Below are 18,134 nucleotides of genomic sequence, written 5' to 3' on the forward strand. Positions count from 1 at the left end.
TGCCTCCTACTGATACATGCCCAGGATGTCTTTAACCTGGCCCGGTTTAACTTTGCGGTGGATGTCGTCGCCGATGGCAATGACCGGTGCAAGGCCGCAGCAACCGAGGCAGCGAACGATCTCAAGGGAGAATTTACCGTCCGGAGTGATCCCCTCAGGTTCAAGCCCGTATTCTTTCTTGAGCAGATCGAGTATCTGTTGGCCTCCCTTCACATAGCAGGCAGTGCCGAGGCAGACCTGTATCACGTGCCTTCCTTTGGGCTGCATAGTGAAGAAGCTGTAGAACGTAACGACCCCGTGCAGTTCACTCAGAGGGATCTTGAGGTCCCTGGAGATCGTTTTCAACACGGTTGGCGGCAGATAGCCGACGATACCCTGCGCCTGCTGAAGGACGCGGATCGGGGCACCTGCCTGGCCGCCGGTATCATCGATGATTCCCTGGATCCGCTGGAAGGCCCTGCCGGCGAAGCCTCTCCCGGTGTCCGCGGTGGTTACTGGGGCTGCCTTTTGCTTTGCCATAAAAATCCTCCTAACTCAGGATATATCCGTAAAAAAGTGGAATAAAGTCATACGACCCTATTCCACTGGGGAGACTGTGATTTCAGACGGCCCAACCAACTGAAAATTCTAATACTTTTCATATATTAAGTCAATCCTTAGCCAGCTTTCCCAGCGACTTCAACGAACTGTCTATGCCGCGGCCGAAAAGCTTTAGTTCGATAGGCTCGCAGTTTCCATATTTTTTATAGACTCGACATACCTGACAGATACTGGTATCGTTGCCGTTTTCTCCGTAATCGTCCAGTTTGCAGTACGTGCCCTCAATTTGCCAGCAGGGCAAAAAGTGGTATTTTGTGGCAGGACACTCATTCCTGATCATGGCAGGGCAATGGCACATCTCCCAGCAGGGTGACCTGCCTGCCCAGTAATCTGTTTGTCCTGCAGCATCCGCTGCCGGTATGGGGTTTGTTCTCTCGGTCATAGTAAAAGGCATAACGGTTATTTCAGTACGCGCGGCGCATGATAAACACAGAGCTTCTGATTGTATAACAATCTAATACAAGCAAAGCTTCGTTCCATCCGTCTCAAAGCTTAATCGGCATCATATTTACCATGGTAACAAATTTACGAGGCAACCAAGATCGAAGAACAGGCAGATCTGGGTGCCGTCGGCGGGTTGAAATACGTAAGCATTTATGCTGACGGAGCATGTTGCGAGGCTTGAATAGTGTATTTATTGTGTATATAATCACATTCAAAGGGGTAACTATTGATGGAGAAAGTAAGGATACTTCTGGCTGAAGACCACAAAGTTGTTAGGGAGGGGACCAGGCGCCTGCTGGAATCACAGACCGATTTCGAGGTAGTGGGCGAGGCCAGCGATGGGATTGAGGCGGTTGAGCTGGCAAAAAAGCTCAGGCCGGCCATAATTATTATGGATGTGTCAATGCCGCGGTTAAACGGTATCGAGTCGACCAAGCAGGTTAAAGCATTGTATCCGAATACGGCCATTTTAGTACTAACCGGCTATGATGATGACGAATATGTTTTCGCCCTGCTGGAAGCAGGTGCGGCCGGTTACCTGCTTAAAGAATCAAGCGGTGAGGAATTGATCGTTGCCATACGCCAGGTTATGACAGGAGAGCCGGTTCTGCACCCCAAAATTATGAAAAAGGTACTTAACCGGCTTCGCTCGCCGATCGAGGAACAGACGGTACAGACGCCCGGCGAAGTGCTGAGCGACAGAGAAATGGAGGTATTGAGACTGGCTGCCAAAGGTATGAGCAATATGGAGATAGCCGACAGCCTGACTTTAAGCGTGAGGACGGTTCAAACTCACCTGCGCAGCATCTTTAACAAACTCGGGGTGGGTTCACGATCCGAGGCAATAGTATACGGGTTGAAAAAGGGGTGGCTCACCCTGGAGGAGCTGCCTTAAGGCTCTTTTCATCCGGCTTGCGTAATAGCCTGGCAGGGGCCCACATGACATGAGATTTCCGCATAAAATCTGGTCGAGTTACCATTTCTGGATTATTCTCGCCCTGTTCGGTGTCATCACGTTATTTCTGTACCGCGATGTCATATGGCAGGGCGGTTTGCGGTCGGACTTCTACCTTTTCAATCTGAGCCGCCATACGATCGAACGCAACCTCTTTCTTCTGATCGCTCTCTATACTGCGTTCGTATTCGGTATACTGCCCACGCTGATAGTCATCGGCGCCTCACTGGCGGTGATGCTGCCGCAGGCGCTGTTTTTTTCTACCAACCGCAGCGACGCCCTGCTCGAAGTAGCACTGGTTACAATTGCCGGCCTGGTCTTTGTCTACTGGACCCGCATCAAGGAAAACGATGATAGACGTTACAAGAAGGCGGTGACGGCACTGGAGAATACGCAGGAGCAACTGCAGGCCAGGATACGAGAAGCTCGCGCCAACGCCAGGAGGCTGGCGACATTAAATACTATCTCCAACGCCCTCAGCCAGTACCTCGAACCCGCCAAGGTTATTGAGACTGCCGTTGAGATGGTGGGTGAGGTCATGGAAGTCGAAGTTATCCTGGTCTATACCATCGAACCGAGACAGAATGACATGATACTGACAGCCTATGAAGGGATTTCATCCGAGAGCGCGGCGGAGCTCGATCATGTAAAGATCGGGGAAGGATTCAACGGCGAAGTCGCAGCCACGGGCGAGGTTATGCTAGTGCAGGACGCATCGAGCGATCCCAGGTTGACGCGTTCGGCGGTGATACGTAATAAAATCCACCCGATGCTTATAGTACCGATGAAATCCAAAGGAGAGGTGATAGGAACACTTTGCGTAGGCATGCGGCGCCCGAGGACTTTCCTGCCGGACGAGATCGATCTGCTCAGTACCATAGCCGGTCAGATAGCATCGGCTCTGACCAATGCCAAGCTGTACGCTGAGGCCAGGGAAATCGCGGATCAGCTATATAAATCGGCCAGAGATTACCGCAACCTTTTCGAAAACGCCCACGATGCAATCTGGTTCCAGGATCTGTATGGGAAAATTCTGGCGGGTAACCGCGCTACACTGATGATCTCGGGCTACCCGCTTGACAAACTAACAGGCAGGAACGTCAAGGAGTTCATGGACGAGGGGATGCTCAAGCTGGGTCGGGAAGTAGCTAAGAAACTGCTCAAGGGAGAACCTTTTAACCAGCCTTACGAGCAACAGACGATCACCAAGGACGGGATTACCAGAACCCTGACGCTGACCACCATACTGATGACCGTCGATGACAAACCGGTGGGCTTTCAGCATATTGCGCGGGACGTATCCGAAGAGAGGCGTATGCAGAACAATCTGCGTTATTATCTTAACCAGATCACCAGGGCCCAGGAAGAGGAACGCAAGAGGATCTCGCGAGAGCTGCATGATGATACGGCGCAGGCGCTTTTCGCCATCTCCAGGCAGATGGATAATTTTATTCGCGATAATGTGGGCCTCTCACAGCAGCAGAGAATAGCCCTGCAAGATATCCGACAGAGGATCGGCGTTACCCTGCAGGGTATAAGACGGTTCAGCCAGGACCTGCGACCATCGATCATCGATGATCTGGGGCTATTGCCCGCTGTTCAGTGGCTGATTAAACAGAAAGCAGAGGACAGCGGGATAGACATCTCGCTGAAGATAAACGGCAAGGAGCAGAGGCTGCTGCCGGAGATGGAACTGATATTATTCAGGATCATACAGGAGGCGCTCAATAATATCGGCAAGCACGCCGCAGCTACAAAAGCCGATGTCAGGCTCGAATTCGCGGATTCGCAGCTGACAGTTGCTATAAAAGACAATGGCAAAGGATTTCGCCTGCCCGATGCTGTTGGAGACCTGTCCAGCAGCGGAAAACTTGGCCTGGTCGGTATGAACGAGAGAGTCTCGTTATTGGGGGGGACTCTGGTAATCCAATCTAAACCGGGGGAGGGCACGACAGTCGACCTCAGTGTCCCGCTGGGTATCTATAACGGTTTGGCCGGTCAGAGATAGTCGAGGTAATCGGATACTTCTTCCTGGGAAAGTATCTTGGTGGATTTGTCCTGGAAAACGTCTATTGCCTCTGACGGCAAATTGTTCAAAACAACAGCAATAGGCAGATGATTGTCCAGTTTACGGATCTTCTTGAGCTCTTCAATCTCCTCGGCGGTGGGGAAATACACCAGCACGGCCTTCGGTTCGCTGAGCAGGAATGTATGCAGTAAATCTTCGGACGTCTCGGTAGTAAAAACCTTATAACCCTTGCTCTCGAGCCCGGCAGTAACACCGCGTTGATATTCGCTGTCCTTACTGAAGATCAGCAGGGTCCTCAGAAGAATATTCATTCTGGCAATAATGTGATCCAGCTTGGCTTCGCCTTCAGCGTTAAATTTCTTAACGTAGGGAATACCATAGTACATAATCTCCACCAGTTTTCCGGTTTCTTTAAGAGTGGCGGCCCCCATGGCCACGATTGGTTTTGACTTGTTCATGCATGCCTGCAGGACTTCCTCAATGCCGCCCGGCAGATCAACGTCTATTATGCAGGCATCTATATCATATTGCGTGATCTGCTGCAGGGCCGTTTCTCTGGACTCGGCGGGGTACAGGCTGTAGTCCGAGTCCAGCAGGGCTCGTCCCAGCATACTCATGAATTTGGCATTGCTGTCGGCGATTACAATTCTAAAACCCATCTCTATTCCGGTTAATCCTGAATTCTTTGCCGATACGCTATCGATGTATGACGATTAAAAATATACTGAATCGTACATCTATTATAATAGGTTCGCCCCTGCAGATAAAACCTCTCATGAGGCAGGCATGAAGTTATATGCAGGCAGGGAAGGTAAAACCGGTTTATGATAACCGGTGTATGATAATATGGTGAGTTATGAACCTGTGTAGCATAAGCAGCAGGCTGATAATAACCGTTGCAGCAGGGTTATTAATCGTCTGTGCCGGCACTGCATCTTGCAGGTCATCGCCGGGCGCTGACAGCGCCCGCAGGCTTTATCCTGCCGTGGTTAAAATTATGGCCGGTGATAAGATGGGCTCAGGCGTGATAGTTAATAATGCAGGTTGTGCTCTGACGAGCCGGCACGTGGTCGGAGACGAGAAAACGGTTTATGTGATGTTAAGCAACGGAGTAGTGTGCGAAGGAAGTGTGCTTGCTGCCGACCAATCGAAAGACCTGGCCCTTGTCATGATTACCGGCGGAACAGGGGAGTTCATATATGCCAATCTGGGTAGCTCCGCTGAGTCGGACGGTCTTCAGATCGGCGACGCTGTTACAATCGCGGGTTATCCGGCCTATGCAGATTCGATATCGCCGACCCTGTCTGAAGGGATCGTCTGCGCTTTTCCGAAGATAGAATCGGTCGGTTTTATCCAGTCCAGCGCACAGGTATATCCGGGGAGTAGTGGTGGACCTATGATCAACAGATTTGGAGAGGTCATAGGTGTTGTGAATGGGAAATACACCAGCGTCAGCGCAGGCTGCACGACCTTTGCCACGGCCGCAGAGGAGGCTATAGAGTTGATGGATTTAGTGTATGGGTTGGACAAGGCCGAGGCGAGCGATACCGGTATGCCGACTGTGGAGCAGATCCCGAGCTCCCGCGCCTGTCCCAACGTGGGATGCAAAGCCCCCGCCTTCTCTCTTTCGGGGCCGGACGGCGAACAGGTTTCGATCGCTGCTTGCAAAGGTAGAAAGGTGCTGCTGGTGTTTGCGGGCAGTACATGTCCCGGCTGTTCACAGTTGATGCAATGTGTCCTGCAAATATATGATGCCTGGCCGCGGGAACAGCTGGAAGTACTGGTGATTGTCAGCGGTGAGAGCGATGCGGTGGTCAGGGAATGGGCTGCGGTTAACCGGATAAAATGCAGGGTACTGTCGGATCCTGAAGGGCAGGTGGCCGACCTGTACAGGCCAGCCGGTTTGCCGGCCGTCTATTTTATCGACGCTTATGGCCAGATAAAGATAAAAAGGGCTGGTATCGTGGACAATTGCAATCAGGAAATAGATACATTGCTTAGGTTGTATTAGTATAGGGACAGGCTCTTAATACTTGACTTAGCAAAGGGTTTGTTGTATTTTTACACACGCGCAGCTAATTCAGAGGCTGTAGTACCAACCAAAATATTATTGTTTAAGGAGGTAGTCCAGGAAGTGTTAAAGAACAAGTCATTAGTCATCGTTTCCATCTTGGTGCTCGTAATGGCAGTTGTGGCCATGGGATGCGCACCGGCAGCTGCGCCGGAGACCCCGGCAGCCCCGCCCGCAGCGCCGGAAACTCCGGCAGCCCCACCCGAGGCACCTGAGACCCCGGCAGCCCCACCCGAGACACCTGCGACTCCGGCAGCGCCCGCAGTGGTGGAGAAAGAGACATCTTATAAATCCGTGAAATATGAAGATCCCACATACAACTTCTCGGTAGCATATCCTGAGGGATGGACGGCCGGGGAAGTCAAATTGCAGGGTGGTGTTTTCTATGCAAAGGGAGAAGGTAAAGATCTTCTCTATGTCGCAGTTCGGCCGGCCACTGAATTCAAGAGCACTGCCAATGTTTTCCTCGCTGATCTGATTAAACTCAGCGGCGCTGCTTTCACTCCCAGCATCGATAGCGAAACCAAAATTACTCTGGCCGATGGCACGGAAGCAGATGTAATCCAGCTGTCTGCCGCTTTCGGTATGGCCAAGGCCACCATAACCGGTGTCCTGAAAGATGGCAATGCCATCATGGTCATGGCAGGCACCGATCCCAAGCACATGGATCTCTACAAAGAGATAGGTTCAACACTAATTCTCAAATAACAAATGAAGCTGAATTAAAAATGGCGAAGAAGGCGCTCCTGAACAGGAGCGCCTTCTTTATTTGCACCTATTAAATTATGATACAATTTGTTTGTAGCGTGCACTGATGGGACGAATTGAAGCGGAGGCTAAAATGGGAGACCAGGATGGAAATCCCGCGCTGGATGAATTCAGGAAGAAATATCCTGAAAAATTCGCGGGAGAAAAAGAGGCCTTCAGCAAGATACACAAAGGCGGCCGTATTTTCATCGGCACGGCCTGCGCTGAACCTCAGTACCTAGTCAACGCCCTGGTCGACTACGTAGAATCCAACCCCAAGGCCTTTTTCGATGCGGAGGTTCTGCAGGTGTGGACTCTTGGCGTGGCCGCCTACACACAGGAAAAATTCAAGTCGAATTTCAGGCATAACTCGTTCTTTATCGGCGATAATACCCGTGGGGCGGTCAACCAGGGTCTGGCTGATTATACACCCATCTTTCTCTCTCAGGTGCCACAGCTTTTCCGGCGGGGGGTCGTGCCCATCGACGTGGCTTTAATCCAGACCTCGTTGCCGGACCGGCACGGATATTTGAGTCTGGGCATCAGCGTGGATATCGTTGCGGAAGCCGTGGAGCAAGCTCACCTGGTAATCGCCCAGGTGAATGCCAATATGCCCAGGGTGCAGGGCGATGGATTTCTTCATATAGACCGTGTCGATTACGTATTACCCTGCGACGAAACTGTACTTGAATTTGATCCCCCTGTGGACGACGAGCTTGCTGCAAAGATAGGCAACTACGTATCGCGCCTGGTCCAGGACGGCGATACTATTCAGGTTGGCTACGGCAGCAGGCTCAATTCCATCCTCGGCAGCCTGTCCAATAAGAAACATCTGGGTGTGCATACGGAACTGATGTCGGACGGTATAGTTGAACTGATCAAGCTGGGAGCCATAGATAATTCAAGGAAGAAATACGACCGTGGGAAGACGGTGGCAACCTTTTGCATGGGTAAAAGATCTACTTACGACTTTATCGATGATAATCCATCCATTGAGTTTCGCACGATTGAATACACCAACGACCCGCTTGTCATCGCCCGGCACGATAATATGGTGGCCATCAACAGCGCGCTTGAGATCGACCTGACCGGCCAGGCCACTGCGGAATCGATCGGCAAGACCTTCTACAGTGGTGTTGGAGGGCAGGCTGACTTTATGCGGGGAGCGATCCTCTCGAGGAACGGCAGGACTATACTCACCATCCAGTCCACAGTCCAGGATGAGTCGGTCTCCAGGATCGTACCCTTTCTCAGCGAGGGATGCGGTGTGACCATGATAAGGGGCGATATCCATTATGTGGTTTCCGAGTATGGCATAGCGTATCTGCACGGTAAAAACATACGTGAGAGAGCCATGGAGCTGATAGCAATAGCGCACCCAAAATTCAGGTCGTGGTTGATTGAAGAAGCCAAGAAGCTCAACCTGATCTATAAAGACCAGGCATTCGTCCCGGGCAAGCGCGGGGAATATCCGGAATCGCTGGAGACAGCCAGGACAACCAGCTCCGGGCTGCAGTTGCTTTTCAGGCCGGTCAAAATCAGTGACGAACCTCTGATCAAGGACTTCTTTTACTCATTGTCCGATCAGAGCCTCTACCGCCGCTTTATCTCGAGCAGGAAGGACATGCCGCATGAACGGCTGCAGGAATTCGTAATCATCGACTATACGCAGGAGATGGTCATCCTGGCGACCAGGGGGACAGAGGATAATGAAGAGGTTGTGGGCATCGGTCAATATGGTATCGGACAGGATATGCACAGCGCCGAGGTAGCCTTTGCGGTGCGTGATAAGGACCAGAGGCAGGGGATAGGCACAGAGTTGCTGAATTACCTGATATATCTGGGTAAAAGAAACGGGCTGCTGGCCTTCGTAGCCGAAGTGCTATATGAGAACAAACCCATGCTGACAGTATTCGAGAAGGCTGGTTTTAAAGTGACGAGCAGCGGTTCGGGCCTCTACTATCTCAGCCTTGAACTGTGATGATATCAATAAAAAGCTATGGAGGGCAGTTTTATGGAACTATCCTGGTGGCGCGACCTGGCGATCGTTGTCTGGGCCGGCATCGCCACGATCGCTGTGGTGTTCATTTGCATCATTATCATACTGCTATACAGGAAGCTAGTCCCGTTGATGAAGTCTGCTGATTCCGTAATGGAGTCTGCCGATATAGTCGTAAATAAAGTCGGCAACGTAGTCGATTATACCAGGGACGAAGTTATCAGCCCTGTCGTGCAGCTGGGCAGCGCTGTACAGGGTATAGCGCAGGGCATCAATCTAGTAGTCAATCTTTTTAAAAAGAAGGAGGAATAGCATGGATAGAGACAGCGGAGCAGGTTTTTTCACGGGATTACTGGTAGGTGCATTGATCGGTGTAGTCGTGGGATTTATGTATGCGCCGAAAAGCGGCTCCGAGACTCGCCAGATAGTAAAGGAGAAAGTTGCTTCCTTGAGACACGAGGCTTCCGGTGTGGCCGGTAAAGTTAAAGACGCAGTGCAAAGCCGTATAGCCAGGGAAGAGGGATAAAGATATCTTCCTGAATGTGTTCTTAACAGACACTTAACAAAATGTCCGAACAGGGCATATTCTCACATTAACGTGTGAAAAAGCACGACAATAGGTCACAGGAGGAAACTATTTGACGACGGAAAGCAGCCCGTTTAAAAAGTATTGGCGTCCCGTTCTCATACTTGTTGCCATTGCGCTGGCGCTGTGGCTGATATGGATATCCCTGGCCGTGCTGATCCCGTTTCTGATAGGCATACTCATGGCCTACCTTTTAATACCGCTGGTGCAGTGGCTGGAACGCGTTTTACCGCCCCGGAAAAAGGCCGCCAGGGCCCGAAGGGTTGTTTCAATTATTGTCGTGTTCATTCTGTTTACCGCAGTAATGTTTTTTTTCATTGCATATATAGGTTCTGCGCTGGTGGCGGCTTCAACGGTTATGGTGGATAAAGCTCCTCTGTATTTACAGCAGGGGCTGGATCAGTTCAGTGAGTGGTTTAAGGCGTTCAGGGGAGGACTGCCCCAGCAGATAGCAGAGAGGTTTGAAAACTGGTTATCCCAACTGGGGCCTGCCGCAGGAAAATTCTTGCAGGATTTTGTGGTGGGCAGCATGGCTGTTATACCTGCCTCAATGCCCACCGTAATGGGGTTTTTTATACTGCCTTTTTTCCTTTTCTTTTTGCTTATGGATTACGAGTCATTCCAGAAATTTTTCTTCGATGCCGTACCGTCGAGCGCCGCACGGCGCACGGGCGATATACTCAGCATTATAGGGAATGTTATGGGCCGCTATATCCGATCTACCTTAGTATTAAGCATAATAGTCGGTGTGATGGTATTTATAGGCCTGGCCATTCTACAAGTGGAACATGCTGCGGCACTGGCCGCATTAACTTCTTTAACGCAGTTCATTCCCATCATCGGTCCGGTCATTTCGGGGCTGGTCCTTCTGATAATCGTGCTGGCCCTGCAGCCTCATCTCGTGATCTGGGCATTGTTGGTTTTTCTCATTGCGCAAATGTTGCTAAATACTATATTCGTTAACTGGATACAGGGAAAGTATATGCAAATGCATCCTGCCGTCATCATGGTGCTGCTTGTTGTAGGTGGGTATGTCGCAGGATTCTGGGGTATGATTCTAGCCCTGCCGGTAGGCGCCACCATATGGGAGATTATCAAGTACTTCCGCGTTGAGCAGGTCAGCGAGAAGCTGGAAACCTGATCTGAGCTTGACAGTCAAAATTCCATAATGTATCATTCGAGTTTGGTTGTGCCAAGTCCATGAACCGCTGTTCTCAATATATCCTTAGCTCTGGGCAGGCACATAGCCGGATATCCCTTAAGCATATAGTATGGGTTCAATATAAAATGCTATAGAAATTAATACAAGGAGGATCAGCAAAGCAAGCTATGGCAGACAAACCTGAAGAGAAAAAGTCGACAATCACCTCTATGTCGGTGGAGAACAGGAAGTTCCCGCCCTCCAAAGAATTCACCAAGAACGCTTACATCAAAAGCCTGGCGGAGTACAAGAAGATCTACAAACGATCGATCGAAGACCCCGACGGCTTCTGGGGTGAGCAGGCTGACTTGATCACCTGGTACAAGAAATGGGACAAGGTGATGGTCAACGACTTTAAAAATGCCAGACATGAGTGGTTTGTGGGCGGCAAACTCAACGTATCCTACAACTGCCTGGACAGGCATCTCACCACCGCCAAGAAAAACAAGGCTGCACTTATCTGGGAAGGCGATATCGGAGATTCCCGCACTTTCACTTACCAGCAGGTCCATTACGAGGTCAGTAAGTTCGCCAACGTGCTGAAAAAGCACGGTGTTAAGAAGGGCGACCGCGTTTCCATATACCTGCCTATGATCCCCGAGTTGGCGTTCGCCATGCTGGCCTGCACCAGGATCGGCGCCATCCACAGCATTGTATTCGGCGGATTCAGCGCCGATGCGCTTAAGGACAGGATGCTGGACTGCAAATCGACCCTTCTCATCTGCGCCGATGGCTATTACCGCGGCGGCAAGGTCGTTCAGAGCAAGGCCAACGCCGACCAGGCGCTGCAGTCATGCCCCCTGGTGAAGGACGTGATCGTTGTAAAGCGCGCCAACAATAATGCCCCCATGGTTTCCGGGCGCGATTACTTCTGGGATGAGGAGCTTGCCACTGTCGGCGCCGTTTGCGAGCCCGAGAAAATGGATTCCGAAGATCCCCTCTTCATTCTCTACACCAGCGGCAGCACCGGCAAGCCCAAGGGTGTGCTGCATACCACGGCCGGCTATCTGCTGTATGTTATGAGGACCTTCCAGTGGATATTCGACTATAAGGACGAGGATACCTTCTGGTGCACAGCCGATATCGGATGGGTTACCGGTCACAGCTACATTGTCTACGGTCCCCTGGGTATGGGCGCCACCAGCCTGATGTTCGAGGGCGTGCCCAACTACCCCAAGCCGGACAGGTTCTGGGACATTATCGAGAAATATAAGGTCAATACCCTCTATACCGCGCCCACGGCTCTCCGCGCCATAATGAAAGATGGCGATGACTGGGTCAAAAAGCACGACCTGAGCTCTTTAAGGCTGCTCGGCACGGTCGGCGAGCCGATCAATCCCGAGGCCTGGATATGGTACTACAATGTTATCGGCGGCGGACGCTGCCCCATTGTTGATACATGGTGGCAGACGGAGACCGGCGGCATACTCATCACCCCGCTGCCCGGCGCCTGGCCGATCAAACCGGGATCTGCTACATTACCCTTCCCTGGCGTGGCGGCCAAGGTCATCCGCGAGGACCGCTCGCAGGCCGGCGTTAACGAAGGCGGTTCGCTTATCATCGAGAAGCCGTGGCCCGGCCTCATGCGCGGTGTTTATGGTGATCCGGAGAGGTTCAAGAATACGTACTTCATCCAGAATCCCGGAGTATACACCACTGGCGATGGCGCCAGGGTGGATGAGGACGGTTACTTCTGGTTGATGGGCCGCATCGACGATGTCATCAACGTGTCCGGCCACAGGATCGGAACGGCTGAGGTCGAGAGCGCACTCGTCTCACATCCCAAGGTCGCGGAGGCTGCTGTAGTCGGTATGCCCCACGATATTAAGGGCCAGGGCATTTACGCCTATGTGACCTTAAAGACGGGCCAGCAGAAATCGGACGAGCTCAAGAAAGAGCTGGTTACACATGTCCGCAAGGAGATAGGACCTATCGCGACTCCCGACAAGATACAGTGGGCCGACAGTCTGCCCAAAACCCGCAGCGGCAAGATCATGCGCAGGATCCTGACCAAGATCGCTGCCAATGACGTATCCAACCTGGGTGATACCACCACGCTGGCTGATCCCAGCGTCGTGGACGACCTGGTTAAGAACAGGGTATAAAGGAGAAAACGGCGCTGCCCGCAAAGCAGCGCCGTTTTTTTATCTACAAAAACAGAGTAATATCATCTAAATTTTCAGGAGGAGAAGGTACAAAATGGCTGAAGAAGCGAGAGTTTTCGGGATGCCTGCTGAGAAGGGCAGGTGGATCTTCGTTGTATTAGGTTTCATCATCAATCTTTGCCTTGGCAGTGTTTACGCATATAGTGTATTTAATGTCCCTGTCAGAAACCTGTTCAATATCGGAGCATTTGATAGCGGATTACCCTTTATGGTATTCCTCGCCTTTTTCGCCGGTATTTTCCCGTTTAGCGGCAGGTTGCTGGAAAAAGTCGGACCCAGGAAGCTGGGCATTATTGGCGGCGTCATCGTCGGACTGGGATGGATACTATCAGGTATTCTACCATCGATGATACCAAGCATCTGGACACTGATTATTACGTATGGAGTTATCGCGGGATCGGGCGTCGGCCTGGCCTACAGCGGCCCTATTCAGGTTGCTACCAGGTGGTTCCCCGATAAAAAAGGTCTGGCGGTAGGTTTAACTGTGGCCGGTTTTGGCGGATCACCTTTCGTCAGCGCCTATGTCGCAAAAGCGCTCATTGATTCAGTAACCGTTTTACCCACGTTCCTTTATCTCGGCATCGCATTTCTGTTATTAATTATCTTGCTGTCCATCCCTTTGAAGTTCCCTGTAGCGGATTGGAAACCTTCCGGATGGACTCCTAAAGCAGGTGCTGCGGTTGCTTCTGCTGATTATGATAGTTCCCAAATGACAAAGACATCCTCATTTTGGGGACTTTTTATCTGTTTTACTATAGGTTCCCTGGCAGGCTTGATGGCCATCAGCATCTCCAGTCCCGTCGCAACGGGAATCATAAAACTTGACTCTGCAGTTGCGGCAATTTTGGTCTCTGTGTTTGCCATATTCAATGGTGGAGGCAGGCCACTGTTCGGTTGGATAACGGACAGGATAACGCCGAGATATGCGGCAATCCTGTCTTTTGTAATTATCCTTCTGGCGTCTATCGGAATGATGTTTGCCGGTCCGGGTACCACGACCCTCTATGTGATCTGTTTCGCCGGGTTCTGGCTGTGCCTGGGTGGTTGGCTGGCAATTGCGCCAACCTCTACGGCCACCTTCTTCGGTATTAAATTTAATGCCAGGAATTATGGCATTATGCTACTGGCCTATGGCATAGGCGCCATTCTGGCCAATTTCATTTCCGGTTTTGCCAGCGACCTGTTTGGCTCATATCTGAGGGCCTTTATTCCGGTCGGTGTACTGGCCTTTGCGGGTCTTTTCATTGCCTTCTTCCTGATGAAACCACCGAAGAAAATCAGTTAGCTGAGATACCTCTGCAATTAAAGATTTAAGTGGGCGGCGGGCATAATACCTGCCGCCCACTTGTGTTTGTTTCTATACCCCTCCTGCAGGTGCTAAAATTATTCTCTGCGGTAAAAAATATGTCTACTGATGCAATTGAAGTCAGGGGCGCTCGGGAACACAATCTCAAGAACATTGACGTTACTATCCCGAGGGATAAACTGGTTGTCATTACAGGCGTCTCTGGTTCAGGCAAGAGCTCGCTGGCATTCGATACCATCTATGCCGAGGGGCAGCGGCGTTATATCGAATCTCTTTCGGCATATGCCCGGCAGTTTCTGGGACGTATGGACAAACCCGATGTCGACTATATCGAAGGCCTGAGCCCTGCTATATCGATCGATCAGAAGGGGCCGTCTCATAATCCGCGCTCCATCGTAGGAACTGTGACCGAGGTTTACGACTACCTGCGCCTGCTGTTTGCCAGGGTAGGAAGGCCGCACTGTCCCCAATGCGGCCGGGAGATATCCCGCCAGACGGTACAACAAATCGTGGATTCGGTACTCCAGATCAAGCCTGATACTCGCATAATAGTACTGGCGCCGTTGATCAGGGACAGAAAAGGTGAACACCTGCAGATATTCGACGATCTGAAGAAGGCAGGATTTGTACGTGTCAGGATCGATGGATACGTGCGCGACCTCTCCGAATCCATACAGCTGGATAAAAACAAGAAACACACGGTGGAAGCCGTAGTGGACCGTATTGTAACAGGTGATGAAAGCAACCGGGCGCGTATAGCCGATTCAGTTGAGACCGCGCTCAAGCTGGGGGGAGGTGTGGTGCTGGTGTCTGTTGCCGAGGGAGAGGAGATGCTCTTTTCGGAGCATTTTGCCTGCGTAAATTGCGGGATCAGCTTGGGCGAGATCGCTCCACGCACATTCAGCTTCAACAGTCCTCATGGCGCCTGCCCGGCCTGTACCGGCCTGGGCATCAAGCTTGAGATCGATCCCGATCTGGTTATACCCAACCGGGAACTGACGATCGCCGAGGGCGCCATCAGGCCGTGGGCTACCTACTCATGGTATATCAGCCAGCTCGAAGAGGTAGCTGGGCAATACGATTTCTCGCTGCGTGTACCTGTGAGCAAGCTCAGCAAGGAACAACTGAATCTGGTGCTGTATGGAGAACATCCTGACCGGCACAGGCACCGTTATCGTTTTGGCAAAGTGCGCGAGTATGCGGTCGGTTTTGAGGGCGTTATACCAAACCTGCAACGTCTGCACAGAGAGACGGAGTCCGAAAACAGGCGCGCAGAGATCGAGAGGTATATGTCGGCGTCGCCCTGTCAGGTTTGCGAGGGGAAAAAGTTGAAACCGGAATCGCTGGCGGTCAGGATCGATGGGAAAAATATTATGGATGTCACGGCCCTATCGGCAGTTGATGCAAGCGTATGGATACAATCCATCACAGGCAGCCGTGACGGCAGGCAAATACTGACCTCCAATGAGAAAATGATCGCGGGGCAAATAATAAAGGAGATTAATGCCCGTCTGGGTTTTCTCAGGGATATCGGCCTTGGATACCTGACTTTAGACAGGGCCTCGGCCACTTTAAGCGGGGGAGAAACGCAGAGGATCAGGCTGGCAACCATGATAGGAAGCGGATTGATGGGCGTTTTATATATCTGTGATGAACCGACCATCGGCCTGCATCCTGCCGATATACACAGGCTGATTAGTACGCTTAGTAAGCTTCGTGACCTGGGCAATACCGTCATCAGTGTCGAGCATGACGAAAGTATGATGAGGGCGGCCGATTTCATTGTTGATCTGGGCCCGGGCGCGGGCGAGCACGGAGGCCGCATCGTTGCGACCGGCGGTATTCAGGATGTGATGAATACCCGTGAATCGATCACCGGTCAGTATTTAAGCGGCGTCAGGCATATACCCATGCCGGCCGGGCGCAGGAATGGATCCGGCAAATTCCTGGTGATCAGAAAGGCAGGGGAGAATAATCTTAAAAACATCGACGTTAAGATCCCGCTGGGCAAGCTGGTCTGCATCAGCGGCGTCTCAGGAAGCGGCAAGAGCACGTTGATGAACGATATTTTGTACAAGAAGCTGGCCCAGGTTTTTTATCAGGCCAGGGACAAGCCGGGGAAATGCGCAGGGATAACGGGCGTGGAGAGTATCGACAAGGTAATAAATATCGATCAGTCTCCTATCGGGCGCACCCCGCGTAGCAATCCGGCTACATATACCGGCGCCTTCACTCCCATCAGGGAGCTTTTCTCATCTGTACCGGAAGCGCGCGTGCGAGGCTACGGGCCGGGCCGTTTCTCGTTTAATGTGCGAGGCGGGCGCTGCGAAGCCTGCCAGGGCGACGGGTATATACAAATTGAAATGCAGTTTCTACCAGATGTCACTGTCCCCTGCGAAGTATGCAAAGGAAGGCGATATAACCGGGAGGCGCTCGAGATACAGTTCAAGGGCAAGAATATTGCTGATGTGCTCGATATGACGATCGAGGAAGCTACTGCCTTTTTTACCAGCTTCCCCAAAGTTAAGAATAAGCTCGCCACATTGTTGGATGTCGGTCTGGGGTATATGCGTCTGGGACAACCTGCCCCGACGCTGTCAGGTGGAGAGGCGCAGAGAGTCAAGCTGGCATCGGAGCTATCGCGCCGGTCGACAGGCAGGACCCTCTATATTTTAGACGAGCCAACGACAGGGCTTTCTTTCGCAGATATCGATTGCCTGCTGAGAGTAATTCAAAGGCTGGTGGACGCAGGCAATACTGTGATCATCATAGAACACCATATGGACGTGATAAAAAACGCAGATTATATCATCGACCTCGGGCCCGGAGCGGGAGACGAAGGAGGTTATCTTATAGCCTCAGGTACGCCTGAGGAGGTGGCAAAAATCGATTCTTCCGCTACAGGGCGTTATTTGAAAGACGTGCTGGCCGGGCGCAGTGGATCTGCTACTCGATCTCGATATCTTTAATGCTCAGCTCCGTGCCGCCTGTTAACTTGATTTTGGTACTGCCGCATGTGGGGCATACGTATTCATAATCCTTGATGGAAAAATCTGCATTGCAGCCGTCGCAATGTCCGCTGACGGGCACTTCGTCGATATTCAAATAGGCGCCTCCGGCTATGGTGTCTTTGGCCACCAGCCCGAAACAGAAGGTGAGCTGCAAAGGTACGATGCCGCGCAGATCGCCGGCCACCAGGTTGATCCTGGTGATCTTCGATGCGCCTTCCTTGCCGGCTGCGCTGAGCGCTATGTCCAGTATATTCTGGGCGATGCCCATCTCATGCATGGCCGGCCCCGCCGGTTTTGTTACGGTGTTTTGCTGTCAGCCACGATACCCATTCGTCCAGTCCGGAGCCGTTTGTGCACGATAGCTCAATGATGTCGATGCCGGGATTAATCTTGCGGGCATTGGCTCTGGCTTCTTTCAAACTGAAGTTGGTGTACTGGAGAAGGTCTATTTTATTGATCAGCATCAGAGCCGATTCACGGAACATCAGCGGGTACTTGAGGGGCTTTTCATCACCTTCTGTAACACTTAAAATCATGATTTTATAATCCTCGCCCACGATAAACTCGGCGGGACAAACCAGGTTTCCCACGTTCTCGACCACCAGGACATCTATTTTATCCAGCTTCAGGTGGGGAAGAGCGGAAGCGACCATGTTGGCATCGAGATGGCAGGCGGTTCCCGTGGTCAGTTGTATGGCGGGGATGTTGAATTTGCTGATGCGGTCTGCGTCCCGCGTCGTCTCGATGTCGCCGACGATAACTCCCAGCCTGAGTTTGCCCTCGACTCTCTCTGCTGTTTTCTCAAGCAGCGAAGTTTTTCCGGCGCCCGGCGAGCTCATCAGGTTGAGCACAAGATTGTGGTTTTCATTGAAAAGCTGCCTGTTCTCTCCGGCTATCCTATCATTGGCTTGCAGCACATCCTGCATAACGTTGATCTTCATATAAGTACCTCTTAGCTGGAGTAATTCTGAGAAGCGCTCCGAGGGTAAGTATACAGCTTTGATAGTTTGTGTGCAAAGG

16 protein-coding genes are annotated in these 18,134 nt (G+C 51.7%); 11 read left to right on the forward strand and 5 right to left on the reverse strand.

Going from position 1 to position 18,134, the window contains the following annotated elements:
- Nucleotides 1–6: 6 nt before the first annotated feature.
- A complete protein-coding gene (locus WC359_00965) occupies nt 7–519 on the reverse strand; it encodes an NAD(P)H-dependent oxidoreductase subunit E (GenBank protein MFA5399005.1) in 513 nt (170 codons plus the stop codon).
- 130 nt (nt 520–649) lie between these two features.
- A complete protein-coding gene (locus WC359_00970; GenBank protein ID MFA5399006.1) occupies nt 650–982 on the reverse strand; it encodes a hypothetical protein in 333 nt (110 codons plus the stop codon).
- Nucleotides 983–1,273: 291 nt separating this feature from the next.
- On the opposite strand from WC359_00970, the gene WC359_00975 reads away from it, so the two are divergent.
- Together WC359_00975 and WC359_00980 are read left to right on the forward strand one after the other, a co-directional pair.
- The gene (locus WC359_00975) at nt 1,274–1,939 is read left to right on the forward strand and encodes a response regulator transcription factor (GenBank protein ID MFA5399007.1); all 666 of its coding nucleotides are present in this window, start codon (nt 1,274–1,276) and stop codon (nt 1,937–1,939) included.
- 49 nt (nt 1,940–1,988) lie between these two features.
- A complete protein-coding gene (locus tag WC359_00980; GenBank protein ID MFA5399008.1) occupies nt 1,989–4,007 on the forward strand; it encodes a PAS domain S-box protein in 2,019 nt (672 codons plus the stop codon).
- Here WC359_00980 and WC359_00985 read toward each other — a convergent pair.
- Complete coding sequence (locus tag WC359_00985) at nt 3,998–4,687, reverse strand: hypothetical protein (GenBank protein MFA5399009.1); 690 nt, start codon at nt 4,685–4,687, stop codon at nt 3,998–4,000. The genes WC359_00980 and WC359_00985 overlap by 10 nt on opposite strands.
- Nucleotides 4,688–4,884: 197 nt before the next feature.
- On the opposite strand from WC359_00985, the gene WC359_00990 reads away from it, so the two are divergent.
- The 9 genes from WC359_00990 (at nt 4,885) to uvrA (ending at nt 17,072) form a co-directional block, all read left to right on the forward strand.
- The gene (locus WC359_00990; protein ID MFA5399010.1) at nt 4,885–6,039 is read left to right on the forward strand and encodes a trypsin-like peptidase domain-containing protein; all 1,155 of its coding nucleotides are present in this window, start codon (nt 4,885–4,887) and stop codon (nt 6,037–6,039) included.
- A 123-nt stretch (nt 6,040–6,162) separates the two neighbouring features.
- Nucleotides 6,163–6,807, forward strand: coding sequence for a hypothetical protein (locus tag WC359_00995; protein ID MFA5399011.1), 645 nt, complete (start codon nt 6,163–6,165; stop codon nt 6,805–6,807).
- Nucleotides 6,808–6,913: 106 nt separating this feature from the next.
- A complete protein-coding gene (locus tag WC359_01000) occupies nt 6,914–8,827 on the forward strand; it encodes a GNAT family N-acetyltransferase (GenBank protein MFA5399012.1) in 1,914 nt (637 codons plus the stop codon).
- Nucleotides 8,828–8,860: 33 nt separating this feature from the next.
- Nucleotides 8,861–9,157, forward strand: a complete 297-nt coding sequence (locus WC359_01005) for a hypothetical protein (protein ID MFA5399013.1) — start codon at nt 8,861–8,863, stop codon at nt 9,155–9,157.
- Between the two features lies 1 nt (nt 9,158).
- On the forward strand, nt 9,159–9,371 hold the full coding sequence (locus tag WC359_01010) for a YtxH domain-containing protein (protein ID MFA5399014.1): 213 nt from the start codon (nt 9,159–9,161) through the stop codon (nt 9,369–9,371).
- Nucleotides 9,372–9,483: 112 nt separating this feature from the next.
- Entirely contained in the window at nt 9,484–10,572 is a 1,089-nt protein-coding gene (locus WC359_01015; protein ID MFA5399015.1) for an AI-2E family transporter, read from the forward strand.
- 188 nt (nt 10,573–10,760) lie between these two features.
- Complete coding sequence (acs, locus tag WC359_01020) at nt 10,761–12,737, forward strand: acetate--CoA ligase (protein ID MFA5399016.1); 1,977 nt, start codon at nt 10,761–10,763, stop codon at nt 12,735–12,737.
- 94 nt (nt 12,738–12,831) lie between these two features.
- Nucleotides 12,832–14,082, forward strand: a complete 1,251-nt coding sequence (locus WC359_01025; GenBank protein ID MFA5399017.1) for an OFA family MFS transporter — start codon at nt 12,832–12,834, stop codon at nt 14,080–14,082.
- A gap of 119 nt (nt 14,083–14,201) precedes the next feature.
- Nucleotides 14,202–17,072: an excinuclease ABC subunit UvrA gene (gene uvrA, locus WC359_01030; GenBank protein MFA5399018.1), complete on the forward strand. Its 2,871-nt coding sequence runs from the start codon at nt 14,202–14,204 to the stop codon at nt 17,070–17,072.
- Here the strand turns inward: uvrA and hypA are convergent.
- Both hypA and hypB read right to left on the reverse strand, forming a co-directional pair.
- The gene (gene hypA, locus WC359_01035; GenBank protein ID MFA5399019.1) at nt 17,050–17,391 is read right to left on the reverse strand and encodes a hydrogenase maturation nickel metallochaperone HypA; all 342 of its coding nucleotides are present in this window, start codon (nt 17,389–17,391) and stop codon (nt 17,050–17,052) included. The two genes, uvrA and hypA, sit on opposite strands and share 23 nt — an antisense overlap.
- Nucleotides 17,384–18,055 (reverse strand): hydrogenase nickel incorporation protein HypB, encoded by a 672-nt coding sequence (gene hypB, locus WC359_01040; protein MFA5399020.1) that lies wholly within the window; start codon nt 18,053–18,055, stop codon nt 17,384–17,386. Before hypB ends, hypA begins: the two co-directional genes overlap by 8 nt.
- Nucleotides 18,056–18,134: the final 79 nt, after the last annotated feature.

It is taken from the genome of Dehalococcoidia bacterium, assembly GCA_041653995.1.
GTDB lineage: Bacteria > Chloroflexota > Dehalococcoidia > GIF9 > UBA5629 > CAIMUM01.